26 protein-coding genes are annotated in these 25,756 nt (G+C 64.6%); 19 read left to right on the top strand and 7 right to left on the bottom strand.

The window, feature by feature from the left end; translation table 11 throughout:
• Positions 1-27: 27 nt before the first annotated feature.
• Positions 28-1,239 carry an acetyl-CoA C-acetyltransferase gene (locus tag L1080_RS30370; RefSeq protein WP_250770061.1) on the top strand — a complete coding sequence of 404 codons (1,212 nt, stop codon included), beginning with the start codon at positions 28-30 and terminating at the stop codon, positions 1,237-1,239.
• Between the two features lie 4 nt (positions 1,240-1,243).
• Here L1080_RS30370 and L1080_RS30375 read toward each other — a convergent pair whose 3' ends face one another.
• Genes L1080_RS30375 through L1080_RS30400 form a run of 6 tightly spaced genes read right to left on the bottom strand, consistent with a single transcriptional unit; the run spans position 1,244 to position 7,208 of the window.
• On the bottom strand, positions 1,244-2,131 hold the full coding sequence (locus L1080_RS30375; protein WP_250770058.1) for a LysR family transcriptional regulator: 888 nt from the start codon (positions 2,129-2,131) through the stop codon (positions 1,244-1,246).
• 4 nt (positions 2,132-2,135) lie between these two features.
• On the bottom strand, positions 2,136-3,011 hold the full coding sequence (locus tag L1080_RS30380) for a LysR family transcriptional regulator (RefSeq protein ID WP_250770055.1): 876 nt from the start codon (positions 3,009-3,011) through the stop codon (positions 2,136-2,138).
• Between the two features lie 4 nt (positions 3,012-3,015).
• A complete protein-coding gene (locus L1080_RS30385; protein WP_250770052.1) occupies positions 3,016-3,819 on the bottom strand; it encodes an enoyl-CoA hydratase/isomerase family protein in 804 nt (267 codons plus the stop codon).
• Positions 3,816-4,577, bottom strand: a complete 762-nt coding sequence (locus L1080_RS30390) for a crotonase/enoyl-CoA hydratase family protein (RefSeq protein ID WP_250770049.1) — start codon at positions 4,575-4,577, stop codon at positions 3,816-3,818. The genes L1080_RS30385 and L1080_RS30390 overlap by 4 nt, the downstream gene beginning before the upstream one ends.
• Positions 4,578-4,587: 10 nt before the next feature.
• The gene (locus L1080_RS30395) at positions 4,588-5,643 is read right to left on the bottom strand and encodes an MBL fold metallo-hydrolase (protein ID WP_250770046.1); all 1,056 of its coding nucleotides are present in this window, start codon (positions 5,641-5,643) and stop codon (positions 4,588-4,590) included.
• Entirely contained in the window at positions 5,640-7,208 is a 1,569-nt protein-coding gene (locus L1080_RS30400; RefSeq protein WP_250770043.1) for a long-chain-fatty-acid--CoA ligase, read from the bottom strand. The genes L1080_RS30395 and L1080_RS30400 overlap by 4 nt, the downstream gene beginning before the upstream one ends.
• 578 nt (positions 7,209-7,786) lie before the next feature.
• Between L1080_RS30400 and L1080_RS30405 the strand changes: the two genes are divergently transcribed.
• The 14 genes from L1080_RS30405 to L1080_RS30470 all read left to right on the top strand — a co-directional run bounded on the left by L1080_RS30405 (position 7,787) and on the right by L1080_RS30470 (position 21,016).
• A complete protein-coding gene (locus L1080_RS30405; protein WP_159923764.1) occupies positions 7,787-8,659 on the top strand; it encodes an SDR family NAD(P)-dependent oxidoreductase in 873 nt (290 codons plus the stop codon).
• A gap of 14 nt (positions 8,660-8,673) precedes the next feature.
• Positions 8,674-8,907: a ferredoxin gene (locus L1080_RS30410; protein WP_250770040.1), complete on the top strand. Its 234-nt coding sequence runs from the start codon at positions 8,674-8,676 to the stop codon at positions 8,905-8,907.
• Between the two features lie 6 nt (positions 8,908-8,913).
• Positions 8,914-10,143, top strand: coding sequence for a cytochrome P450 (locus L1080_RS30415; protein ID WP_250770037.1), 1,230 nt, complete (start codon positions 8,914-8,916; stop codon positions 10,141-10,143).
• Positions 10,144-10,315: 172 nt separating this feature from the next.
• A complete protein-coding gene (locus L1080_RS30420) occupies positions 10,316-10,918 on the top strand; it encodes a TetR/AcrR family transcriptional regulator (protein ID WP_250770034.1) in 603 nt (200 codons plus the stop codon).
• Between the two features lie 462 nt (positions 10,919-11,380).
• Positions 11,381-12,442, top strand: coding sequence for an ABC transporter ATP-binding protein (locus tag L1080_RS30425; protein ID WP_284707771.1), 1,062 nt, complete (start codon positions 11,381-11,383; stop codon positions 12,440-12,442).
• A gap of 77 nt (positions 12,443-12,519) precedes the next feature.
• Positions 12,520-13,332 carry an ABC transporter permease gene (locus L1080_RS30430; protein ID WP_250770155.1) on the top strand — a complete coding sequence of 271 codons (813 nt, stop codon included), beginning with the start codon at positions 12,520-12,522 and terminating at the stop codon, positions 13,330-13,332.
• Positions 13,333-13,381: 49 nt separating this feature from the next.
• Positions 13,382-14,209 (top strand): MlaE family ABC transporter permease, encoded by an 828-nt coding sequence (locus L1080_RS30435; protein WP_250770151.1) that lies wholly within the window; start codon positions 13,382-13,384, stop codon positions 14,207-14,209.
• Positions 14,210-14,213: 4 nt separating this feature from the next.
• Positions 14,214-15,302 (top strand): MlaD family protein, encoded by a 1,089-nt coding sequence (locus L1080_RS30440; protein WP_250770029.1) that lies wholly within the window; start codon positions 14,214-14,216, stop codon positions 15,300-15,302.
• Positions 15,299-16,312, top strand: a complete 1,014-nt coding sequence (locus L1080_RS30445; protein ID WP_250770026.1) for an MlaD family protein — start codon at positions 15,299-15,301, stop codon at positions 16,310-16,312. The genes L1080_RS30440 and L1080_RS30445 overlap by 4 nt, the downstream gene beginning before the upstream one ends.
• A complete protein-coding gene (locus tag L1080_RS30450) occupies positions 16,309-17,325 on the top strand; it encodes an MlaD family protein (RefSeq protein ID WP_308202130.1) in 1,017 nt (338 codons plus the stop codon). Before L1080_RS30445 ends, L1080_RS30450 begins: the two co-directional genes overlap by 4 nt.
• Before the next feature lies 1 nt (position 17,326).
• A complete protein-coding gene (locus tag L1080_RS30455; protein WP_250770020.1) occupies positions 17,327-18,358 on the top strand; it encodes an MlaD family protein in 1,032 nt (343 codons plus the stop codon).
• A gap of 1 nt (position 18,359) precedes the next feature.
• Entirely contained in the window at positions 18,360-19,367 is a 1,008-nt protein-coding gene (locus L1080_RS30460) for an MlaD family protein (RefSeq protein ID WP_159923778.1), read from the top strand.
• Entirely contained in the window at positions 19,364-20,323 is a 960-nt protein-coding gene (locus L1080_RS30465) for an MlaD family protein (RefSeq protein ID WP_250770017.1), read from the top strand. The genes L1080_RS30460 and L1080_RS30465 overlap by 4 nt, the downstream gene beginning before the upstream one ends.
• Positions 20,324-20,392: 69 nt before the next feature.
• Positions 20,393-21,016: a hypothetical protein gene (locus L1080_RS30470; RefSeq protein WP_159923782.1), complete on the top strand. Its 624-nt coding sequence runs from the start codon at positions 20,393-20,395 to the stop codon at positions 21,014-21,016.
• A 44-nt stretch (positions 21,017-21,060) separates the two neighbouring features.
• On the opposite strand, the gene L1080_RS30475 is transcribed toward L1080_RS30470, so the two are convergent.
• Entirely contained in the window at positions 21,061-21,663 is a 603-nt protein-coding gene (locus L1080_RS30475) for a TetR/AcrR family transcriptional regulator (RefSeq protein WP_109333647.1), read from the bottom strand.
• A gap of 71 nt (positions 21,664-21,734) precedes the next feature.
• On the opposite strand from L1080_RS30475, the gene L1080_RS30480 reads away from it, so the two are divergent.
• From L1080_RS30480 to L1080_RS30495, 4 genes are read left to right on the top strand one after another with little or no spacing between them, the layout of a single operon-like run.
• Positions 21,735-22,916, top strand: a complete 1,182-nt coding sequence (locus L1080_RS30480) for an aromatic ring-hydroxylating oxygenase subunit alpha (RefSeq protein ID WP_250770014.1) — start codon at positions 21,735-21,737, stop codon at positions 22,914-22,916.
• The gene (locus tag L1080_RS30485) at positions 22,913-23,674 is read left to right on the top strand and encodes an enoyl-CoA hydratase/isomerase family protein (RefSeq protein ID WP_250770010.1); all 762 of its coding nucleotides are present in this window, start codon (positions 22,913-22,915) and stop codon (positions 23,672-23,674) included. Before L1080_RS30480 ends, L1080_RS30485 begins: the two co-directional genes overlap by 4 nt.
• A 41-nt stretch (positions 23,675-23,715) precedes the next feature.
• Positions 23,716-24,390, top strand: a complete 675-nt coding sequence (locus L1080_RS30490; RefSeq protein ID WP_250770145.1) for a PaaI family thioesterase — start codon at positions 23,716-23,718, stop codon at positions 24,388-24,390.
• Positions 24,387-25,619, top strand: coding sequence for a CaiB/BaiF CoA transferase family protein (locus tag L1080_RS30495; RefSeq protein ID WP_250770007.1), 1,233 nt, complete (start codon positions 24,387-24,389; stop codon positions 25,617-25,619). The genes L1080_RS30490 and L1080_RS30495 overlap by 4 nt, the downstream gene beginning before the upstream one ends.
• The last annotated feature ends 137 nt before the right edge of the window (positions 25,620-25,756 follow it).

Raw genomic sequence — 25,756 nt, forward strand, 5'->3', positions numbered from 1 at the left:
CTCCCGACGTTTCCCCGAAAGGCCATCATGCGTGAAGTCGTCATCTGCGAACCCGTCCGCACTCCCATCGGACGGTACGGCGGCATGTTCCAGTCCCTCACCGCCGTCGATCTCGGTGTCGCGGCTCTGAAGGGGCTGCTCGAACGCACAGGCGTCGAGCCGTCCGACATCGAGGACGTCATCCTCGGCCACTGCAACGCGAACAGTGAGGCGCCTGCCATCGGCCGTGTGGTAGCCCTGGATGCGGGGCTGCCGATCACCGTGCCCGGCATGCACATCGACCGCAGGTGCGGATCCGGTCTGCAGGCCGTCATCCAGGCGGCTATGCAAGTGGCGGCCGGTGACAACGACCTCGTGGTAGCCGGGGGCACCGAGTCGATGAGCAACGCCTCCTTCTATTCCACCGATATGCGGTGGGGCGGAGCACGATCCGGTGTTCAGATGCACGACAGCCTCGTGCGCGCCCGGTCCACCGCGGGCGGCCGCTTCTACCCGGTACCCGGGGGAATGATCGAGACGGCGGAAAACCTCCGGCGCGAATACGGGATTTCACGCACCGAGCAGGATGAGCTCGCGGTGTCTTCGCACACCAGAGCCGTCACGGCGCAGAAGAACGGCATCCTCGCCGAAGAGATTGTGCCGGTGACCGTGCGCAGCCGGGCCGGTGAGCAGGTGATCGACACCGACGAGCATCCTCGTCCCGACATCTCACTCGAATCGCTGGCTGCCCTGAAACCGATTCTGGGCAAGACCGATCCGGAATCCACTGTGACCGCCGGCAACGCCAGCGGGCAGAATGACGCTGCAGCAATGTGTCTCGTCACCACGACGCAGACCGCGGAACGGCTCGGTCTGCGTCCGCTCGTGCGCATGGTGTCCTGGGGCGCGGCCGGTGTCGCACCGAAAATCATGGGCATCGGTCCGGTCCCGGCCACCGAGGTCGCGCTGCGCAAGGCCGGGCTCACCCTCTCCGACATCGACCTGATCGAACTCAACGAGGCGTTCGCGGCGCAAGCGCTGGCCGTGATGCGCGAATGGGATTTCCGCGCAGCGGATCTGGATCGCACCAATGTCCACGGTTCCGGAATCTCCCTCGGTCATCCTGTCGGTGCCACGGGTGTACGGATGCTGGCGAGCCTGGCCCGGGAGCTCGATCGCCGTGACGCGCGGTACGGGCTCGAGACGATGTGCATCGGTGGTGGGCAGGGCCTGGCCGCAGTGTTCGAACGAGTGGCGTAGAAGGCTAATCGCCCTGTGGGCCTGTGGCACGCGCGCGGATGAGTTCGACGAACGCGCGTCCCACGGGCGATAGCGTTTCCGGATCGAAGGCGATCCCGAATCTCCGGGCGAATCTCGGTTCCACTTCGCGCACGATCGCGCGGTCGCGGGCCGACTCCGCGATCGACCTCTCCACCAGGGTGCCGCCGATTCCCGCCAGTACCAAAGGAAGCCGCGCCTCCCGGTGATCGGACAACACGGCCAGGGGCGGCCGTGCCCCTGCGTGACGAATCGCTTCTTCGATTTCGTCGGCGAGGGAGTGACCGCGAGGCACGAACACCATGGGCACTTTGGGAAGTGCGGACAGCGGGACCGGTCCGTCCGGGACCTCGGTGTCGGCGGGATACACGAGCCAGTACTCCTGCTCACCCAGCTCCACCACGTCGAGGCCGTCTTCGTCGAGGGGCAGATGTGCGACGACGAACTCGCAGTGCCCGTCCTCGATCAGGGAGGCGGCCTGTGCTTCGGATTTCAGCTCACCGAACCGCACCGTCACTTTCGGGTAGGCCCGTCGGAATTCGGCGACCAGGTCGACGAGCGGGCCGAGGACCAGGGCGGGAAACGCCATCACGTCGAGGCGGCCGGCGAGTTCTCCGTCGGCGGTGGCCAGCAGATCCTCGACGGCGGTGACGTCGCGCAGGATCTGGCGGCTCGGGCCCACCATGCTTCGTCCGGCGGCACTGAGAACCATGCCCCGGCCGATGCGATGGAACAGTTGCACGCCCAGTTCCCGCTCGAGACCCCGCAACGCCTGGGAGATGGTCGGCTGGGCGACGCCCAGCGATGCGGCGGCACCGCCTATGCCCTCGTGCTCGACGACGGCGAGGAAGTACTCGACCTGACGTAACTCCATGTGCTCAGCCCCTTGTCGACGTGTCGTGTGCGCTCGCGACGAACGCTGCGGCCGCCGGCGAACTCGGTCCGGAGCGCTGTACCAGGCCGACGGGGCGGGTCAACCGCGGTGACAACGACCGGATCGTCACACCCCGCAGTTCCTGTTCGGCGACGACCCGGGGAAGGACGGTCGCGCCCGCCCCGCGCTGGACCAGGTCCCAGGTGGCGCTCGGATGCGAGCAGTCGACGACGACGTTGTCCGTGTTCTCCCCGAGAAGTTCGAAGATCAGCGCCGCGTCACTCTTGTCACCCAGGTCCTGAATCAACGGGACCTGGCGCAGGGCAGAGCGGGGTACGGGGTCGGGAAGGGCGGCTGCCAGCTGGTCGGGCACGGCAAGCACCAGCTCCTGCTCGCCGATCGGGACCGACAGCAGAGCACTGTGATCCACGGACAGGTCGATCACCCCGAGCTCCGCCTCACCGCGTCGCAACGCCCCGAGGACGCCGGTAGGGCCGTCGCTGTCGATGATGCGGACCGTGATCCGCGGATACTGCCGGCGGAATCGGCGGACCAGTCCGACGATCGGGTCGATCGAGAACGCCGAGTACGTGACCACGTCGACCCGGCCGGATTCGAGTTCACGGACCGCGGCCACCTTCGCCTTCGCCCGTTCGACATCGGTGAGAATGCGCCGCGCCGCCACGTCCAGTGTCCGGCCCGCCTCGGTCAGCTCGAGCCGTCGGCCCGTGCGATCGAACAGGGTTACCCCGAGGCGACGTTCGAGAGTGCGAATGGCCTGCGACAGCGACGGCTGAGAGATGTACAGGGACTGCGCCGCCCTGGTGATTCCGCCGTGATCGACTACCGCGACGAAATAGGTGACGAGATGCAGGTCCACCCGGTCATCGTACGGAAGCCGTGGTCGCGCCCGGCACCACCCATTCGCCGGTGAACGCGGGAGGGCGTTTCAGGGCGAACGCCTGGAAGGCGTCCGGTGCATCGGTCGCGAAGTTGACGGCTTGTGCTCGCGCCTCGTTCTCCAGCGCCTCGCGCAGCGACGAGGACGACCCCTGTTCGAGGAGCCGGGCCGATTGGGTCACCGCGACGGGCGGGCCGGCGGCGAGCCGGCGTGCGAGGTCCTGCGTCACCGTCCTCAGCTCGGAAGGTTCGGCGAGCACCGATACCAGTCCGAGAGCGTGGGCCTCGGCGGCATCGACCATCTCGGCGAGCATGACCAGGCGCTTGGCTTGGTGTAGCCCCACGAGCCGGGGAAGCACCCACGACCCGCCGAAGTCGACCGACAGTCCCCGTTTCGCGAAGATCTGACTGAACTTCGCCGTCGTGGAGGCCACCACGAGGTCGCAGAGCAGGGCGAGATTCCACCCGGCACCCACGGCGTAACCCTCCACCTGGGCGATCACCGGCTTCGGAAACTCGGCAAGGGTCGCGGCGACAGAATTGATCGTCCGCATCCGGTCGAGAGGATGCTGTCCGGTCCGTCGTTCGACGTCGGCGCCCGTGCAGAAGTTGCCGCCGGCACCGGTGACGATGACCGCGCGGATGTCACGCTCCGCTTCGAGCACACGCAGAGCGCTTCCGAACTCGACGAACGCGTCCAGGGTCAGCGCGTTCATGCGGTCGGGCCGATTCAGGGTCACGGTGGCCACAGCGCCGTCGCGGGTCACCGCTACCGTGTCCCCGCTCATCGGCCGGACCACACGGGTGAGCGCTTCTCGGCGAACGCCCGCGCACCTTCCTGCGCATCCTCGGATGCGAACACCGGGTCGAGGTACTGCCGCTGCGCGGCGAACGCGTCGGGGTCGGTGTATCGGGCAGCCATCGCGACTACCTGCTTGGTGGCCCGGACCGCGAGGGGACCGTTGGCGGCGACGCGCGCGGCCAGCGCGCGTGCCGTGGAAAGTGCCTCGCCGGGTTCGGTGAGGTGGTTGACGAGGCCGTGCGCGTGGGCCGTTTCCGCTGTGAGCGGGTCGCCGGTGATCGCCATCTCCATGGCGATCGGGTAGGGCAGCACCTTGGGTAGCCGCAGCAAACCGCCTGCGGCTGCAGCCAATCCGCGCTTCACCTCGGGAATTCCGAACTTGGCGTCCCTCGCCGCGACGATGATGTCGGCCGTCAACGCCAGCTCACACCCGCCGGCCAGAGCCCAACCCTCCACGGCGGCGATCAGTGGCTTCGTCGGTGGGGCCTCGGTGAGCCCGCCGAAGCCCCGCCCGGGCAATGACGGGCGTTCGCCGCGGGAGAAGGCCTTGAGATCCATTCCGGCGCAGAATGTCCCGCCGGCGCCGGTGAGAATGGCGATGGTGAGGTCGGGGCGCGCTTCGAACTCGTCGACGGCGGCGGCGAGGGCCTTGGCGACCTCGAGGTCGACGGCGTTCTTCGCTTCCGGGCGGTTGAGGGTGATGACGGCGACGCCGTCGGCGAAATCGGTGAGAACCACGTTCATGGGTGTCCTTCTACGGTGTCGGGGTGATGGGAAGTGTCCAGCGTTCCGGATGGCCGCCGAGCGAGCGGATGTGTCCGCGGTCGGCGAGTACCAGCAGGTGGGCATGCGTTTCGCGAACCGCGAGACGCAGGAGACGGTCGGACATGGAATCGAACGGGCGCGACCACGACACGTTCGTCGAGATCTCCCACGCCGTCGACTCGGGGCGGTCGCGGAGGGCGGCGACGATTTCCGCGAACCGCTCCTCGTGGTGACTCATCAGCTGCTGCGCCCGGTCGGCGATGCCGCGGAAGCGGTACTCGTGGGCGGGGAGCACCAGTCCGTCCGGCATGGTGGTGGTGGCGTGCAGCGAGAGCAGGTAACGGTGCAACGGGTTGTCCAGCTCGCCGGGGATTGTGGAGATGTTGGGGCTGATGCGGGGCAGCATGTGGTCGCCGCTGAACAGCAGTCCGTGGCGTTCGTCCACGAAGGTCAGATGGCCCGGAGTGTGGCCCGGTGTCCAGACCGCCCGCAGATCCCAGCCGGGCAGGTTCAGCGGAGCCCCGTCGTCGAGCACCACGTCGATGTACTCGCCGGGGCCGAATCGGACCAGATCGACACGGGCGGCGGCGCGGACCCCGGCAGGTGCACCGAGCCGGTCGAGCTGTATTTCCCACGTCCGTTCGTCGGCGGTCTCGTCGTCCGGGGTGCGGTGGCCGAGCAGTGTGGCGTCCGCAGCGTGCATCGCGAGGGCGGCGCCGCTCACCTCCCGCAGCCGCGGTGCGAGACCGAAGTGATCGGGGTGCAGATGGGTGACGGCGGCATACCGGACGTCGGTGACGTGGTGCCCCGTCTGTGCGATACCGTCGCAGAGAGCCAGCCATGACTCCTCGGAGTCCCAGCCGACGTCGATCAGCGCGAGTCCGTCGGGGAGTGCCAGTGCGTAGATCAGCACGTAGCGCAACGGGTTTCGGGGCATCGGCACCGGAATCGACCACAAACCCGGGCGCACGCTCTCGACCGGTGGCAGCACCCCGCGGGCCCAGGCCTCGCGCTGAACGGTGCCGACCTCTTCGGTGACGATCACGATGGCACCCCCTCCGCCGCACTGAGGTTTTCGCGTAACGCGCGCTTGAGGACCTTGCCGCCGGCGTTGCGGGGAAGCGAGGTCACGAATCGAATGTGCCGCGGTTTCTTGTACGACGCGAGCCGCCCGGCGCTGAAGGCGAGAAGTTCGGCGACGGTCGGGTCCGCGCCCTCGGCCACCCGGATCACGGCGGTGACGGCTTCACCCCACGTCCGGTCGGGCACACCGATCACGGCGACCTCCGCCACCGCGGGATGCTCGGCCAGCACCGACTCGACCTCGATCGGATACACGTTCTCACCCCCGGTGATGATCATGTCTTTCACCCGGTCGGTGACGAACAGATATCCGTCGGCGTCGAGATGCCCGATGTCGCCGGTGCGCAAGAAACCGTCGGAAGTGAAGAGTCGCGCTGTCTCGTCCGGTCGGTGCCAATACCCGGCGACGTTGTTGCGGGAACGGCACACGATTTCGCCGGACACCCCGGCAGGGAGATCGGCGCCGGTGGCGATGTCCCGGATGGCCAGCTCGACACCCGGCATCGGCGTGCCGGCGGAACGCAGCAGGTAGGCGCGATCACCGGCCGGATCGTGGTCCTCGGCGGTGAGTGCCGTGACCGATCCCGTCGTCTCCGTCATCCCGTACCGCTGCACGAAGGCGCAGCCGAACCGGTCGAGGGCGCGGCGCAACAGGGTGGGAGTGATCGGCGCCGAACCGTACGCGATCAGTTGGAGACTGGACAGGTCGCGCTCGCCGAGGCCCGGCAGGTCCAGCAGCATCTGGATCGCCGAGGGAACCAGGAACGCATGGGTGATGCGGTGCCGTTCGACGAGTTCGGCGACGTGGCCCGCGTCGAAGGCGCCGAGGAGAACCACGTGCACTCCCGCGGACAGGCTGGTGCTCAGCCACCCGGCCCCGGCGATGTGGAACAACGGCAGGGCGTCGAGGGCCACCGAGTCGGTGCGCCACCGGTAGATCCGCAGCGCCTCGGGCTCGTTGTGGAGATTGCGGTGCGTCGCGACCACACTTTTCGGTGCGCCGGTGGTGCCCGACGTATACAGCTGAAGCAACTCCGCGTCCGGATCGTCGCCCAGCCCCGGGTCGGTGTCGCTGCCCGAAGCGGCGAGCCGATCCCACGTCCACACTCCCGGCAGGATTCCCTCCGACAGGTCGTCGACGAGTACGACGACCAGACCGGGGAGCGCTTCGCGTATTGCTTCGGCCGTCTTCGCGAACTCGGCCTCGACGATCAGAACCTCGAGCGCCGCGTCGACGGCGATCGCCGCAGCCTCGGCGGCGGGCAGGCGCCAGTTCAGCGGCACGAACACGAGCCCGGACTTGGCGGCTGCGACGAAGCACTCCGCACCCTCGAGCCGCATCCGCAGCAACGCCCCGACACGTGCACCGGTACCGGATGCCAACGACGACAGCGCTGCCGCGATCCGAGTCGTCCGCCGGTCGAACTCCGCGTACGTGAGGGTGGTGTTTCCCCACGTCACCGCCGGCGCGTCGGGGCGTTCAGTGGCATGATGCCGGACGCGCTGGGGAAGATGCAGCCCACTCACAAATGCTCTCCTCGAAGACTGGGGGACCCGACGCCCGGTACCACGTCCCGCCAGTCGACCACCCCGCCGAGCCGGTGACAAAGACGCGTGACCGCACGGACACTTAGCGATCGCCTATGGATGCGGAAAGTCCGAGCCGGTGTGAGGCTTGACACATAGCAACGCTGACATCTAACGTAATTTGTATCACTGTTAAACACAGTGCGCGTTCCCACCGATCCGGTTTTCAGGCGATAGGGGCTCACGTTGGTCACCTGAGTAACGTGTCCGGTCGACGCGCTGGGGCGGAACCGGGTCGAGGCAGTCCGCCTCGACCCGGATAGCTCGTCTGTGTAATCACCTTGGACACAACGGTTTCCACTGATCCAGACCTGCCACCGCCGAAGAAAAGTGATTGACGTCTCACAGCCTAACGATATAAGGTTTACCCGGATCGGGGATGCAGCCCGCACTCGATCCTCTCGACCGGCGACAGCCCGCCGTCGAGGGTCGGAACAGTCTCGTCTCCCGACGTCGCCGGACGATGTGCCTCACTGCGAGTCTCCGGCATCCTGACGAACCATCACAGAGGAGTTCACATGAAGCTTCAGGACAAAGTCGCCGTCATCACCGGAGGAGGATCCGGCCTCGGACGCCAGGGAGCGCAGCTGTTCGCCTCGGAAGGAGCGAAGGTTGCGGTCGTCGACATCGACGGCGATCGGGCCGAGCAGACGGCGAAATTGGTTGAGCAGCAGGGCGGAACCGCGATCGCCATCACCGCGGATGTGAGCGACGAGGCCGCGGTCTATCGCAGTGTCGAGACGACTGTCGATCGCTTCGGCAAGCTCGACATCATGTGGGCCAACGCCGGAGTGATCTCCCGTGGGGGTGTCCCGTCGGTGGCGGGGGGTGAGCACGTCGAGTTCCAGGACCTCACGGATGCCGACTGGCAGCATGTTCTCGGAGTCAACCTCAGTGGCGTCGTGTACTCCTGCAAGGCGGCGGTGCCGGCGATGCGAGCCAATGGCGGAGGCACGATCCTGGCAACGTCGTCGGCTGCTTCATTCGCCGCATATCACAGTATTGCCATGTATTCGGCGACGAAAGCCGGTGTAAACGGCTTGGTTCGCGGGCTCAGTCTTGATCTCGGACGCTACGGAATTCGTGTCAATGCCCTCGCCCCCACACACGGGATGTCTCCGAACTTCCTCATGGGCCCAGGGGCTCCGGTGATCGGTCAGTCCTACGAAGAGACCGCAGGGCCGTGGGATTCCGGTGTCTCGCCGATTCCTCTCAAGCTCCAGCGTCCGCCCTCACTCGTCGACAACGCGAAGGTCGCACTCTTCCTCGTCTCGGACGACTCCGCCTACATTTCGGGTCTGACGCTGCCCGCGACTGACGGCGGAACCCTGTCCCGGGTGGCAATGATGTTCGAAGAGGACGCCCCGAATCCGACTCTCTCCGATGCCTGATGGAGCGTCCGACCATGACTATTGATGCGCAGAAGAGTGCACCGTCGTTGAAAGTCGACCGATCCGCCTGTGCGGGCCACGGCCTCTGCTACGGAGCGGCGCCCGACATAGTCGACAGTGACGACCAAGGTTATCCCGTCGTCGTTGCCGAACCGGTTCCACAGGAGCTACGAGACCAACTGGGTGCCCTCGTCGAGATGTGCCCCGAACGCGCGCTGAGTGTCGAATTCCCGACTTCGAAAGGCTGAGAAGCAGTGACCACAACCCATTTACCCGAACAGCTCATCGTGGACTTCGATGTCTACGACCAGTCCTTGGCCATGCCCGAGGATGTGTTCCAGGAACGCGCCGCCGCGCTGAGGGCACTCGGCCCGGTCGTGTACTCGAATGCGCACGGTGGGCACTGGATCGTGACACGCTACGAGGAAATCCATCTGATCCTGCGTGATCCCGAAACCTTCTCGAGCTACCCGAACAACCTGGTGAACGCGGGCCAGGGAAAGTTCATTCCGATCGAGCTCGACCCGCCGGAGCACACGTACTACCGGCAGGCACTGCAACCGCTGTTCAGTCCCAAGCGGATGAAAGAACTCGAGCCACGGATCCGAGACGTCATCAATGAGCTCATCGACGACTTCGCGGCACGCGGGGAGGCCGAGTTCATCTCGGAGTTCGCCCATGAATTACCGACTCGGGTTTTCCTCGCCCTCATGGGCTGGCCGCTCGAGGACGCTGAGATGTTCACCACAACGACAGACGTTGCCTTGCAGGGCATTCCCGGTGGAACGGAAGCAGAATCCGCGAAGGCCCGGGAGGACGCGGCCAATCAAATTTTCGGATACTTCGGTGCCATCGTGGCCGGCGTGCGTTCGGGTGAGATCACCTCGGACAGCCTAACCGCACAGATCATCAACACCCCGATCGAGATGGAGGACGGGGTACGGCTACTCACCGACGAAGAGCTGTACCGCATGTTCTTCCTCCTACTCATCGCGGGTCTGCACACCGTCCAGGGGTCACTCGCCTGGGGCATCATCCACCTGGCGAACAATCCGGGCCAGCGCCAGGAAATCGTGGACGATCCCGACACGATCCCGGGCGCGGTCGAAGAGATCCTGAGAATCGAAGCCGCGGTCATCGCCGGCAGGCGGGCAACTCGCGACGTCGAGATCGGCGGAGTCACGATCGCGGAGGGGGACCAGCTCATCGTGCTGCTCTGCTCGGCGAACCGTGACGGCGACGAGTTCGAGAACCCGGACGAGCTGAAGATCGACCGCTCACCGAATCGGCACCTGTCCTTCGGTGCCGGGCCGCACCGGTGCATCGGGTCGCACCTGGCACGAATCGAGCTCAAGTTGGCCATGGAGGAGATCCACAGGAGGCTGCCCGACTACCGTCTCGTTCCGGAGGACCCGCCGATCCTGCATGCGACCCAGGTTCGCGGTTGCATCCGGCTCCCGATCACCTTCACCCCTTGTTCCTGAGGCGACAGAGGCAGTTGTCCGTGGTCACGACGGCCTACGGACAACTGCCCACTCCTTTGGTGTAATGAACAGGCGCAGTCGGCACCGGCCATGGAACATCTGACGTGTATTGTCATTTGTATCGCGGCTGCTCGGGGTGGCCGGGTCGGAAATGACGGTGTCTGGAGCGAGGATGGCAAGAAGGAAGAGCGCCGGGGTGCTGAGTCAGGACGCCGATGTCGCACGATCTCAGATACTCGTAGCCGCCCAGGCGATGATTCTTCGTTTCGGGATCTCGAAGACCACGATGGAAGACATCGCCAAGGAGGCGGGGGTATCCCGCCCGACCGTCTACCGGTATTTCCAGGACCGCGAGACACTCACCACCGAGTTGATCAGGTGGCGTTCGCGTCAGACACTCGAGCGTGGCCGGAAATTCCTGATGGAGTGTGCGACGTTCGAAGATCGGCTGATCGAAGGCCTCATCTACCTGGTCTACGACGGCATCAACGATCCGATTGTGCGCATTCTCGTCAGCCCGGAGCACGTCGGCGGTGACTCGTGGCTCGAGACCATCCCGCTCGCCACAAGTCTGACCACGGAACTGTGGGGCCCGATCTTCGACCAGGCCAAAGAGAGCGGCGAGATGAGAGCGGAGATCGACACGGATGAGGCATGCTCATGGATCACTCTCGTGCAGCTGATGTTGGCGCCGAGGCTCGACAATTCGGACCCGAGCGATCCGTCCCACCGGCAGATGATGCGGAGATTCGTCCTCCCCGCCTTCCTGCCGTAATCCCCGGTTCCCGAACCTGGCTTAGGTCCGTCTGTTCCGAAGTTGAAGCCGTGTCCCCGAAGGGGGCACGGCTTCGCTGTTCGTGCGGAGACCGTTTCACCTCATAAATCTAATGCCCATAGCCGCGCTCCGCAAAGAAATGCTAGCCGGCGGAAGCTCGAGTGAGTGAAATCGCCTATTCAAGCGCGTATTTCACTATTCGCGTTCTCGCTCTTGCCTCGACGGTCAGTAGGCGTATAACGTATGACGCGGAACGTAATTTGTATCACAGCGTGAAGTTGTGAACCCGGCGCGACCGACCGCTGTGCGATGAAAAATGCTGTCCGCGAGATTATTTGATCAAGTCTTCGCCGATACGCCGCGCGATTCTGGCGTGTGCGAGGCAGGCCGCATGGTCTGGCCGGAAGCAGCAAGTGCTCTGCAATATCCGATCCGGCGTTGAGGCCTGAATACACGGAGGTAATGGTGGGTGTCGAGGTAGCCGTTGAGGGACTGACCAAGTCGTTCGGCTCGCAGAGGATCTGGCAGGACGTCACGTTGACCCTTCCGGCAGGTGAGGTCAGTGCGCTGCTGGGCCCGTCCGGTACGGGTAAGTCGGTGTTTCTCAAGTCGTTGATCGGTCTGCTCCGCCCGGAGCAGGGTTCGATCGTGATCGACGGCACCAACATTCTCGAGTGCTCGTCCAAGGCGCTCTACGAGATCCGGAAGCTGTTCGGTGTGCTGTTCCAGGACGGCGCTCTGTTCGGTTCGATGAACCTCTTCGACAATGTGGCGTTCCCGCTGCGGGAGCACACGAAGAAGTCCGAATCCGACATCCGCAAGATCGTGATGGAGAAGATGGAGCTCGTCGGCCTGCTCGGAGCCGAGGAGAAGCTGCCGGGTGAGATTTCCGGTGGTATGCGCAAGCGTGCGGGCCTGGCCCGCGCCCTGGTGCTCGATCCGCAGATCATCCTCGTGGACGAGCCGGACTCGGGTCTGGATCCGGTGCGTACCACCTATATTTCGCAGACGTTGATCGACATCAACGCCGAGATCGACGCGACGATTCTGATCGTCTCGCACAACATCAACCTCGCCCGGACGGTGCCGGACAACATCGGCATGCTGTTCCGTCGGCATTTGGTGATGTTCGGTCCGCGGGAGGTGCTGCTCACCAGTGAGGAGCCGGTGGTCAAGCAGTTCCTCAACGGCACGATGATCGGTCCGATCGGGATGTCGGAGGAGAAGGACGAGGCGCAGATGGCGCAGGAGCAGGCGATGGTCGACGCCGGTCACCATGCCGGTGGTGTCGACGACGTCGAGGGCATCGTCCCGCAGATGAAGGCGACGCCGGGGATGCCGTTCCGGCAGGCCGTGGCCCGCCGGCAGGAACGCGTCCGGCACATCATGCACATGCTGCCCGAGAACGCCCAGATTGCCATCGAAGAAAGCCTCGAAGCATCCGGCCTCGACGAAGGGTATCTGGCCGACGTCGACCAATTTAACTATGGAACAGCGATATACGAGAGAGGAGTTGCACAGTGACGGGCGTAATCGCGCCGATTTTCGTGGACCCAGCGCCGAAAAATCCCACTGCATCGGAGAAGCGACGGCGACCGCGTGTGTCGATCCAAGCGGTGGCGACATACCTGAAGGAAACACCGATTCGAAGTCTCGCCACGCTGGGCCGGTCGGCCGAACTCGCCGCGAACATTCTGAGACACACCGTATCCGACACGATCGCGCTGCGCTTGCCCCTCGAGGAGGTGACCACTCAGATGTGGAAGCTCCTCAAGGTCACCGCACTTCCCGCGCTGCTGATGGCGGTGCCGATCGGTGCCGAGGTATCGGTCCAAGTCGGTGGAATCATGAACCAGGTCGGTGCCAATTCGCTGGCAGGCGCCGCAAGTGGACTGGGCGTCGTGGGGCAGGGGGCGCCGATGGCGGCGGGACTCCTGATGAGCGGCGCCGCGGCATCGGCTATCGCCTCCGATCTCGGTGCACGCGCGATCCGCGAAGAAATCGAAGCGATCCGGGTCATGGGAATCGACCCGGTTCAGCGGTTGGTCGTTCCGCGGTTCATCGCGATGATCGCCATCGCACCGATGCTGTGCATCGTGATCGTCGCGGCGGGTGTGGCCGCCGGGCTGGTGATCTCGGCGAATGTCAACGATGTGGTGCCCGGCAGTTTCTGGCAGTCGTTCGGTTCCTTCGCGACACCGACCGATCTGGCCTTCTCCGTGCTCAAGTCGGTGATCTTCGCAGCGCTCGTGGTGTTGATCGCAAGCCTCAGAGGTCTCGAAGCGAAGGGCGGTCCGAAAGGAGTCGCCAACGCGGTCAATGCCTCGGTGGTACTCAGTGTCTTCTGCATCTTCATGACGAATCTCGTGATCAGTCAGCTGCAGATGATGTTCTTCCCGGCTCGGTTGGCGTGACGTGAACACACATTCCACGCATCGCGCAGGTTCCGCCGGTGGGGTCCTACTGCAACCGATTCGCTCGCTGGGTCGCGCCGCCACCTCGGGAATCGAGGAGGTCGGGCAGGTCACGGTTTTCGTCGTCAAGACCGTCGCACTGTTGCCCAAAACAGTGAGGCACTATCGCAAGCAGACCATGACCACCATGAACAACATGGCGTGGGGGAATGGGTCGCTCGTCGTCGACGGTGGCGTGGTCAGCCTCATGTTCTTTCTGGGGTTGGCTGTCGGGGCCGTGGTGGCGATTCAGGCGTTCATGGCCTTCGATCTGCTGGGTTTCGGTGCATTGACGGGCATCATCGGTTCGTTCGGAAATGTCAGGGTCATCGCCCCGATCATCACGGGAATCGGATTCGCCGCTCAGGCCGGCTGCCGAATGACTGCGGAGATCGGCTCCATGCGCATCTCCGAGGAGATCGACGCCACCGAATCGATGGGTTTGCAGGCTATTCCGTTCGTGGTTGGGACACGGTTGATTGGGAGCATGCTCATCGTGATTCCCGGCTATTTGATGGCACTGGTGGTCAGTTTCATCACTGGAGGGCTGATTATCAAGACTTTTCATCGACAGCCGTCGGGTACCTACGATCACTACTTCAGTCAGTTTCTCAGTGTCCCCGACCTCGTGGCTTCGCTGCTCAAAGCCGTCGTCTTCTGTGCCGTCGTCACCATGATCCACTGCTACTACGGCTACTTCGCCGGTGGCGGGCCGGCAGGTGTGGGTGCGGCGTCCGGACGGGCGATTCGAGCAAGTCTCGTTGCGATCGTCGTCCTGAATTTTTTGATGACTGTCGCTATCTGGGGTCTGAGTCCCGAGCTGGTGTTCAAAGGATGAGAATATGAATAGAGCGAGGAGTCAGGACTTCCTGAGGGGGGTGCCCGGACGCCAGGCCCGAGTGCTGCACGCAGCGGGGCTGGGGGTCGTCGCGACGACCTGCGCAGTGATCATCGCTGCCGTCTGGGTGCACCCGGGCAGCGAAGAGCCGGATGGGTTGCCGATCAGCATCGACGTCCCCTACGTAGGACCGGGTGTCGACTCCGGTACGAAGGTGATCTTGCGCGGCGGCGAGGTCGGCGTCGTCACCGGCCTCGAACGCACGGGCGCCGATTCCGTTCGCATGGATCTTCGGCTCGACCCGGATCAGATCGGCGGACTGACCGATGCATTCGACGTCGACTTCCGGCCGCAGAACTACTTCGGTTCCACAGCCGTCAATCTGGTCGCAATGCCCGGCGGATCCGGCCTGGAGGCGCATCGCGAGCTGGATCGCACGCCCACAGGGGATTACACGATGTCGACCATGATCGAGAAGGGTTCATTGACCGTCGACGGCACGCTCACAGAGTCGATAATCGCCGGCATGGACGAGGTTGTCCGGTATACCGACGGTCTGACACCCATGTTCGATGCCGGGCTGCTACTTGCCGACCGCATCGCGCACACTCAGCGGGCGCTGCCCAGCGACCTGCTCGGGTATTTCAACGACATCCTCGAGGTGTTTCCGGCGTTCGATCGTCAGGCGATCGATTCGCTCACCCATATCTACAACAGCACCTACAACCGACGGCCCGACGGCTCGGTCGGGGTGGACGACCCGTTCATGGACGAAACCGACGCCGGTCTGACCCTCGCAGCCGGACAGCTCTTCGGGCAGGCCGGACAGCTGCTGAAATCTCACGGTGACGAACTGACACCTGTCACCGGAGTGGTCGCAGAACTCGCCGGCGTGATACCGCACCTTCACGGCGGTGGGATGCGCCCCGAGCGGTTGCGCGAAGCGCTCGGACGCCTGGACTCGGTGTTCGAGGACAGCGGCGACGGACAGCGACTCAACCTGCGAATCGTCCTGGACGACCTGCCGGGACTGGCGGCGCCGTTGGCGTACCCCGATGCCGCGGGGCTGTCCGTGGGCGGAGCCGGCCGATGAGTAGCCGAACCAGATACATGGTCACCGTCGTCAAGCTCGCCGTCGCAGCCGTGGTGTCCGTCCTGCTGTTCATCATCGTCATCAGTGCGATGAAGAGCCCGGTGGCAGGCGAGACACGCAGCTATACAGCTCAATTCACCGATGTCTCCGGACTGGGTGCACACGGGGACATCCGGACCAAGGGAGTGAGAATCGGCAAGGTGGAATCGGTCGAGCTGATCCGGGAGGGCGGGCGCAGTCTCGCGGAAGTGCACTTCACGATGGAGGAGCAGTATCGACTCACCTCCGACACGATCCTTGCGGTGAAGTATCAAAACCTGACGGGTGTTCGCTACATCGACGCCCAATTTCCCGACAATCCAGGAGAAGTAGTCGATCGACTGCCTGCCGACAAGACGCGGCCTTCGTACGACATCACCGAGTTGTTCAACGGACTGCAACCGGTGCTGTCCACCATGAGCACAGACGACATCAACAGGTTCACGGAAAACGCGATCTCCCTACTACAAGGAGACGGGAATGGATTGTCGCCGATGCTCGAGGACGCGCAGAAGCTCGCCGAACTCGCCCACGACCGTGAGCAGGTGATCTCGACCCTCACTGGCAACCTCGCACGAATTTCCGACAGCATGGGAGGCCGCTCGCCCGAAGTCATCGAGTTCCTGCGTTCGGTGAGTTTCCCCATTGCGAAGGCGATGACGGTCATCGAAGAGTTTCCGAAAACGGCCGCATTCGGCCCGGAGTTCCTGACACCGATCAAGCGGTTGATCGATGCCCTCGGTCTGCAACCGGGACTGGACGTCGAGAAATTGCTCTCCGACGCATTTGCGTCGGTACCGGACACAGCGGAAGCGTTGCGACTCCTGCCGGTCACCTTCGCCGGACTGCAGGTGCCGCAGGCCGCCGTGGCCGGCCCGGACGGCCTCCGGTGTACGAACGGAGTGGCCCAGCTTCCCACCGAGGTCGAGGTCCTGCTCAGGGGAAGCGAGGTCGTCGTATGCAACCCATGACGTCACGCCATCCCCGACGCCTGGGTCGGGCGATGAACGCTGCGCGGTCGCTGATCGGCCGGGAGGTCGCATTCGGCGCAGGCGTCGTCCTACTGGTTGTGGTTGCGCTCACCACAACCGCCGTACTTTATGCCCATCCCGCAGGGCAACAATCCTTCTCCTTCCGCACTGACGACGCCTCCTCGATCGACCTGGGCCAGGACGTCCGAGTAGCCGGCATCGGCGTCGGAACTGTCACGGACGTATCGATCGAACCGGAGTCCGTACTGGTGACAGCGGAGATCGACGACGAGGTGCCGGTCGGCTCCGACTCCCGAGTCGAGGTGCGCATGCTCACCCCGGTCGGCGGGTACGCGATCACCCTCGTCCCTCTCGGTGATCGACCGCTCGGTGACGCCGCGCTACCCGTCGAGCAAGTCAGCGTTCCGTATTCGATCGGCGATGTGCTCCAGGCCGCGCCGCACACGACCGACAACATTGTGGGTGGCACCGTCGATGCGAACCTCGACGAGGTCGCTCGGGCCCTGCAGGAGAACCCGACATCTCTCGCCTCGATGATCTCGGGACTGACCAGTATTGCGCGCGTGATGGATCACCAACGTGCACAGGTCCGCACGATTGCTGACCTTGCCGCGGAGTATCTCCAGAGCTTCGAGGCCGATCGGGACATGGTGTTCGAATTGATACGCCAGATTGACGTGGTCCTGTCGACGTACAACACCACGCACGCCGGTTTCAACGAGGCATACCGCCTGCTCGGCAACGTTCTGATGACGATTCAGCCCTTCGAGGCGTTCTATCTCGACCACAAGACGGAGGTACTCGAAGCGGTGAACCATGCGAAGGCTGTGATCGACGAGTTCCGGACATCGATGAACCCCGCCCTCGACAATCTTCAGTCGTTGCGCGCTCAGCTCGCCGAATGGCTGACACCCGAAGGACTCGCCGCGATCAAGGGCGGCACACTTCTGGCGTCGGACTTCTGTGTGCCCGTTCCCGGACGGACGTGCTGAGATGACCGACAACTTCGGATCGAGGGTCAAGACGCTGGCTGTAATCTGTGCGGCCGCCGTTGTCGGCGGCGTCGGTGTGGCAGTAGCGACGACGGGAGAACCGGCAGACCGGACGACTTTCTGTGCGTTCATGCCGGACGCAGTCGGCCTCTACGCCGGCAACCCTGTCACCCAGATGGGGTACGAGGTCGGCCGTGTCGAAAGTATCGAACCGCAGGGTGACCACGTGCAGGTCACCTTTTCGCTCGCGAGCGACCGGTCCTATCCGCACGATGTCAGAGCGGTCACCCGCTCGAAGTCGTTGCTGGCTGATCGGAGCCTCGAATTGGTCGGCAACTACGCATCCGGCCCGATGCTCGAGCCGGAACAATGCATTTCGCTCGAGCACAGCCACACCCCGAAGAGCATCTCCGAAATCGCGGGCTCGGCTGCTGATTTCATCGATGCGATCGCACCGGACGACGGGCAGGAGAGCATTCGGGCGACAGTGCTCGGTCTCGACGAAGCGCTCCGCGGACAGGGGGAGAACGCCGCAGACATGATGAGGCATGCGGCCGCGGCCGCGGCCGATCCGGACAAACTCATCGCCGACATCGGCTCGTCGATCGCGAACATGGCTCCACTGACGGATGAAGCGCTACGTCGGTGGAGTTCGATTCGATCGATCGTGGAGCAGATGCCCGCAGTCGTGGCCGCGGGTATCGATCTGTGGCCCGGAGTCATCGAGGTCTGCGAGGGAATAGGTTGGCTGGTAGCAACTTTGGACGATATCCAGCGAAACTACGGGGCCGACATCTGGCCGTTCGTGCACGGACCGGCGACCGACGCCCTGAAGCTGGCCGCGACGCGATCGAACGATATCGCAGGCCTGATCTCGACGATACCGTCGGTCATCCCGTTCCTCGCACAGCAGACAACGCGCGACGGCGCGCTCACCATTGGCTATCAGCCACCGACCGTGGCACTGACGACCGCCGGAACCGAGGTGCCGATCACTCGGCTACTCGACCAAGTCCTGGCAGGAAGGAACTGAGATGAACCGGTCGAGAAGAGCGCGTCAGCTTCTGGGCGTGGTATCCGTGAGTGCGGTGGTGCTGACAATGCCGGCATGTTCCCTGGGACCGGACGATCTGCCGTCGGTCCGCGGCGGCGTAGGGGAAACCTACGATCTGTCGCTCGAGTTCACCAGCGTGATGAATCTGCCTGCCGGCGCCGACGTCGTGATGGACGGACTTCGGGTCGGGGAGGTTCGTTCCCTCCAGGTATCCGAATCAACTGTGACCGTGTCGGCGGGAATCAGCAGCGGCACACGCATTCCCGCCGATGCGAGGGCGATCGTCCGACAAGACACTTTGCTGGGTGACACGTACATCGCCGTCACCGATGACGGCGAGAAGAACTCGACCGGATATCTGCCCGCCGGCGGCACGATCCCCGTCGAGCGCACCATCTCGCCACCACAATTGGAGGACACCATCGCCGTGCTGGCGAACTTCGTCAACGGCGGCAGTATCCAGCGGATCGAGGACGTGATGGCCCGGGTGAACTCCGTGGTGCCGCCGCTCCCGGCCGTCCGCGACGTGGCGTCCGTGGCGGCGCTGGACATGGACGACCTCGCTACGCGGACGCAGGAGATCGATCGGATGTTGACGGGGCTGAACGAGACCGCACTGTCCTTCGACGACCGCACCGACGCCCTATCCGCCATCTTCGACAGTTCCAGCGTTCACTACTGGCGGCGACTCGCGATCTCGGTCGTGTCCCACATCGGCCAGATCCTGCCGTCGGTCGGCAGCGTCTACGAAGGCGGACTGTGGATGGTTCCCATGCTGAACTCCCTGGCCGACACGGGAGACGTGGCTCGGGGAGTCTGGGACGAGGCGCCGGACACGACCGTCGTGTTGTCGCGCTTTCTGCGTAACAGACTGGTGCCGTTCGCCCAGAAACCGTCCGTTGAGATCGAAGGTATCGAATCTGCCGGGGGAGACCAGATCGTGGCCGACGCGGAGAACCTGCTGCGCATGCTGGGAGCGGTGAAATGACTGTCAAGACGCCGTTGTCGATACTCGGCATGGTGGTGATCGCCGTGCTGTCGTTCCTCTACATGGACCGGGCGGGTTTGCATGTAGGCCGGTTCGAGGAGGTGCGCACTGCCACGCTGGACGTGCCGGACACCAACGGACTCGTGGTCGGCTCACGTGTCTTGCTGCGGGGGGTGGCGATCGGGCACATCAGCGACATGACGGCCTCTGCAGATCACATCGAGGTCTCATGGAGTTACGAGAGTGATCGGTCGATCCCCGCCGACAGCGAGTTCCGCGTCGACAATCTGTCGGCACTGGGCGAACCGTATCTCGCCGTGCTGCCCTCTTCCGACGCGGGACCGTATCTCGGGGAAGGAGACACCGTCCCGGCGTCGCAGGTGGTGGTGCCGACGACGTTCAAGGAGCTCTCGGAGCGCCTGACCAGACTGCTCGAACAGGTGGAGCCCGCGCGCGTACAGGCGATCTTCGACACGATCGACGTGGCATTGCCCGACGACTTCGCGGTCCTGAACAATCTGACGCGTGCCGGCGAGTTGCTCGCAGCGACGCTCACCCAGCAGTCCGACAATCTCACGACGCTGTTCGACACGCTGCAACCGTTGCTGATGGAGACCACTACCGTCCCGGAGGGTTTGCGGGGTGCGACACCGATCGTCGCCGAATTCGGAAGCGGGTTCCACGACGTGCTCGGCGGAATCCGGTTCGCCACCGAGAAGGGCCCGCTGCGCGACGGGATCGCCTATGGAGCAAGTCCTTTCATCGGGGAGTTGCAAACCTTCCTCGACCGCACCGCCCCGGATCTTCAGGTGATCGGAGTGAATCTTCTCCCCTCGGTCCAGGCAGGAGCGGCCGCGATGCGGACCGTCGACGTGGGGCGGCTACTCGACAATGTGATGGCGTCCACCACTTCCGGGGATGCTCTGACAGTCCATCTCAGCCCTTCCGGACCGTAAACACGGCCGGACACGAGACGCAACCGATCGTTCACCCTGGCGATCGGGCAGCCCAGCGAAAGGCGAACGATGCAGAAAACCATCGAACTCACAAAATCCGATACCACTGCCCCCGAGAGCGACCATTCCCGCCGTGAGCGTTCGGCGGACGTGCGTACCGGACCCCGGAACGTCCCCCTACGCTCCGTGGTCATCGGGGGACTGATCACGATTCTCGTAGTCGCACTCGCGCTGCTCGGGTGGCAACTTCGGAACACGACGAACGAGCTGGGACAACTCCACGATGCTGCGGCGAACCAGCAGGAGGCAGAACGGATCGCCCTCGACTACGCCACCGGGGCCGCCGAAATGGATTTCCGCGACCTGCCCGCATGGCGAACACGGCTGACGGCAGGTACCGCCCCGGAACTGTCGAATCGCCTCTCGCAGGCGGCGACCTCGATGGAGCAGATCATTGCTCCGCTCCAATGGACGTCGAGCGCACAACCTATCTCGGCGAAGGCCGAACCGGGACCGGACGGAACCTATTCGGTGGATTGCTTCGTCAGCGTCCTGACGAAGAACAGCCAGGCGCCCGACGGGATCCAGTCGACGGCAACCTACAAGATGACCCTCGACAGGGAAAACGAGTGGAAGATCACCGAAATCAGTGGAATCGGCACGGCTCTCGACGGTGACGAGGCGCCACGGTAGGCCGACATCGGGGCCCACTGCCGGCGGCGGCGTAGATCGCGTACTCAGTCGCCGGCAGGCAGAAGCGAGGGGATCAGGAAGGTGCGGATCTTCTCTCGGAATCGTTCCAGTGAGCCGGTGCCGCCGTTGAGTTGGCTGATACACATGATTTCGAGTTCCGAGATCCATTCGCAGAGCAGTGTCAGGTCGATGTCGGCGCGGATGTCGCCGGCCTCCTGCGCTTCACGCAGTATCGGCTCCCACAGTTCACTCGTCAGTTCGACGGCCTTCCCCGACGTGGTCAGCAGTGAGTTCGCCAGGGTCATCTCGGACGGGGAGACGAGAAGGTGAACCATGGGGTCGCGCAGACCGCTCTCCACGTTCTGGCAGATGCCCTCGACGAGTCGCTCCTCGATCGTGGGCCACTTGGCGATGAAGGCGCGCGCGGGCGTCATGTTCATGCGGGCACGCCGTGCGACCGATTCGATGATCAGACTTTCTCGGTCCGAGAAGTACCGGTAGACGGTTGCGCGGGACATGTCCGCCGCTCGCGCGACGTCCTCCATGGTCGTCTTCGTGATTCCGAAGCGTTCGAAGCACGACTCCGCCGCGGTGAGGATTGTCGTGCGGACGTCGGTCGCGGGGTCGTTTCCAGTCCTTGCAGCCACCAGGAAACAGTACCGCCACAATTCTGCTTGAGACGCTAGACAACGAATGTCTCATGTGCCACTCTCGGTGTATGGAGCGAGAAGACAAGATCACACTCACCGAGCGGCTGATCGCACATGTCGACAACAACAGCACCGACTACGCGGACGACCTGCTTCGAGTGCCGTTCTCAGTGTTCACCGACCCGGAACTCGCCGAACGTGAACGCAAGGTGGTCCGGCGACTGCCGCACATCGTCGCCCACGTCGACGAGCTGAAGAAGGCGGGCGACTTCGTCACCACCGAGCTGATCGGCACGCCGCTACTGGTGGTGAAGCAGACGGACGGCAGCGTCAAGGCCTTCTCCAACGTCTGCCGGCACCGCGGCTCGAAGGTGGAGTTCGACGAATCGGGTTGTAAGCGCATCTTCAGCTGCCCGTATCACAACTGGGCGTACGGCCGCGGCGGAGATCTGCGGGGAATGCCGCACGCCGAAGGCTTCGACGGCATGGACCGCTCGCAGTACGGGCTCGTCGAGTTCCCCTGCGAGGTGCGGCACGGCCTGGTCTGGGTCGTTCCGACAGTCGGCGCCGATCTCGACATCGCCGGAATCCTCGGCGCCAAGCACGACGCGGAGGTGACGGCGACCGGAATGGCCGAGTCGTTCCAGGTGCGGAAGGAGACCTGGAAACTCGACATGAACTGGAAGATCGCCGTCGACGGGGTCCAGGACTCGTACCACCTCTGCCAGTTGCACACCAAGACCGTGTGCAATTACCTCGAGGGCAACATCACGGCATACGACCTTGTCGACCGCTCGTGGCGAATCGTCGTGGCCCGCAAATCGATCACCGAGGTTCGGGACGCAGATCCGGACTCCTTCGACGTCCGCGACTACTCATTGGCGAACTACACGATCTACCCCGGCACCATGCTCGTGACGGAGCCCAACCACTTCGAGATCTGGACGATCGTGCCCGACACCGAAGATCCCAACGTGTCGTACTGCACCATTCGGCTCCTCTCGCCGAAGGAGCCCGAGACCCCGCGCGAGAAGCGGATCCTCGACAAGAACTGGGAACTCCTCATGGAGACACTGCACGCCGAGGATTGGTTCGTCACGAAGACGATCACGGCCAACGCGGCGCACGGCCAGGTCGACGAGCTGATCTACGGACGGAACGAGCTGCCCGGTCAGGTTTTCCACAAGATGATCACCCGGGATGCCGAGGAGGTCGCTCGCGAGGAGGCGACGGTCGGCGGTGTGAGATGACGCCGGGCGACCTGCGTCGTTCGTCGCCGGCTCCCGGCGTACTGCAGCTCGACCTCGCTCGGCCGGACGTGCACAACGCGATCTCGCTCGGGCTGCAGCGCGAACTCGATGCCGCGCTCACGGACGCGGCGGCCGATCAGGCCGTTCGGGTCGTGGTGCTGGCGGGAGAGGGTCCGGCGGCGTTCTCCGCCGGATACGACTTGAAGGAACTCCGGGCGATGACTCCCGACGCCGGCACTCTGAGCATGCTCGAACGGGACGAGCTGTTGTGGAGGTACTTCACGTTTCCCAAACCCACCATCGCCGCTGTCCACGGAATGGCCTACGGCGCGGGGACCCTGCTGGCGGTGTGTTCGGATCTGCGGGTGGGTGGCCCCGACACCCGCATCACCGTCACCGCGGCGAAGTACGGCGGCGCCAATCTGACCTGGGTACTCGACACGCTGATCGGCGCGGGACAAACCCGCGATCTGCTGATGACCTCACGAGCAGTGTCCGGCGCGGAGGCCCTCCGAATGGGGCTCGTCTCCCGGTACGCGGCCGACGGCGACGTCCTCGGTACCGCGCTCGAGGCGGCCCAACAGATTGCGGCGCAGCCCCCGGAATCGATGCGCGAAATCAAAGCGCTGCTGCTCGAGGGGCCCGGGCAGGGTCTGCGGAGCCGATACGACCGGGAGAACACGGTGTCGCGCACGACGCTGCGACCGCGTCCGGTCGAGGAGATGTTCAGCCCGTACTTCGAAAGTCGGGTCCGATGACCCGCAGGTCGCCACTCCTCTCCACGGAAAGCGAGGTCCGGATGGACGCCACCGTCGGGGCGCGCGAAGACATCTGGAGTCCCAGCTGGGACGACCCGTTCGAACCGACCACCGACAGTGACGACGAATTCGCCGAGTTGACCGAGGCCCTGCGCGCCGTGCAGGAGGCTGTCACCCGCAGCCGCCCGAACCCGGAAACTGCGGGTCGCGCTGCGCGGACGCTGCGTGACCTCGCGGCGCGGCTCGCGGAGTTCGAGGTCGATGAGGACGAGCAGATCTCCGGCCGACGCTGGGATCTTCCCGGGCGAGGTCACACGCTCTCGCCACCCCTCCACGTCGATGAGGTGACCGAGACGCGAGCGCGTGGGCACGTCACCGTCGGTAGATTCCATTCCGGGCGATATGCGATGAACGGTGGCGTGACGCCGCTGATCTTCGACGAGATTCTCGCGCGCCTCGCCAACAGTTCCGGCAGACCGTGGGCGCGGACGGCATACCTGCGCGTCGACTACCGCGCTCCCGCCCCGCTCGGCGTCGAATTGCGGGTGGAGGCCGAATTCGCCGGCCAGGATGGCCGCAAGCGCTTCATGCGCGGTGCGATGTATCACGGAGACGTCCTCGTAGCCGAAGTCGAGGGACTCTGGATCGAGCTGAAACGTGGTCAGACACACAATGTCTCGCTGACCGCCGGTCGGGGAGTGGAGGAGAGTTCATGAGTGGTTACTCGCTGTTGGACGGAGTTCGGATTCTCGAGGTCGCGCAGCTGGCGCCGGCATCGCTCGGCGGGCACCTCGCCGATCTGGGTGCCGACGTGATCAAAATCGAGTCCGGCCCACTCGGGGATCCCGTGCGCGTCGGTGGCAGCCGTGCCGTCGGAGGCGAGGACGGTCCGGCGTTCATGCACCTGCGCTGGAATCGCGGAAAGCGAAGCGTTGCGCTCGATCTGCGCACCCCCGAGGGAAAGCAGGCCTTCCTCGACCTTGCGCGTTCGTGCGACGCGGTGATCGAGGGCATGCGAGGCGGATATCTCGACTGGCTCGGTATCGGCTATGAGCAACTGCGACAGGTGAATCAGAAGATCGTGCTGTGCACGGTGTCGGGCATGGGCACCGATGGCCCGTACCGCGGTCTCGGCACGGGTGGCCCGGTGTTCGACGCGTACGCCGGGCTCCGCGAGGTTTCCACTCCCGCGCAGCCGCCGACCGAGGGCATGGCGGGATCGACCGCGCCTCCGATCGCGATGTACGCGCTCGGCGCATACGGGGCGATGGGACTGCTCGCCGCATTGCACAAGGCCGGCGCCACCGGCGAGGGATGCCATGTCGAGGTGGCGGGCATCGATGTCGCCGCCGCGTGGATGCCGGACCTCGTGGATGCGGCGTTGAACGAGGACCGCTCGATTCCCCGTCCGACCTGGCTGCCGGACGGGCGACTGCCCGACTGGCCACGGCTCGAGGCCTACCGCACCAGCGACGGCGAGGCGATCCTGTTCGGGTCGCACGTGGACAAGTTCTGGCACAACTTCCTCGTCGCGGTCGGGCGCGAGGACCTGATCGGCGTCGATCTCACCAGCACGGACGACGGCGCCCCGGCTCGCGCGGATCTGGTGTGGCGGGCGCTGACGGAAATATTCGCGCAGCGCACCCGCGCCGAGTGGGTGCAGCTGTTCCTGGACCACGGCATCGCAGGTGGCCCGGTCAACAGCGTCGCCGACATGCTCGCGGACCCGCACTTCCGAGCGCGGGAGAACACCTACCGGGTCGACTACCCGGGGGTTGGTGAGCTCGAGTTCATTGCCAGCCCGGTGCGCGTCGCCGGGGAGAAATTCGCGCCCGCCGTGCCGCCGGTCGTGGGCGCGGATACCACGGAGGTGCTGCGGGCGGTGGCGCGGTACGACGACCGGCAAATTGCGGCGGCGACCGACCCGGCGCGAGCACCCCGGTAGATGACTTTCGCCGGTTGCTTCCGGCGCATATCCCAGCGAACGACGCCCACGCGAAATATGTTGTGTGGGTGCAGTTTTCGTCACAACCACAGGGTCGATGCCGAGCCGCGGGAACTCCCAAATCGGACATTGCGCAC

Origin of the sequence: Rhodococcus sp. MSC1_016 (genome assembly GCF_023667485.2) — a bacterium.
Lineage (GTDB): Bacteria > Actinomycetota > Actinomycetes > Mycobacteriales > Mycobacteriaceae > Rhodococcus_F > Rhodococcus_F oxybenzonivorans.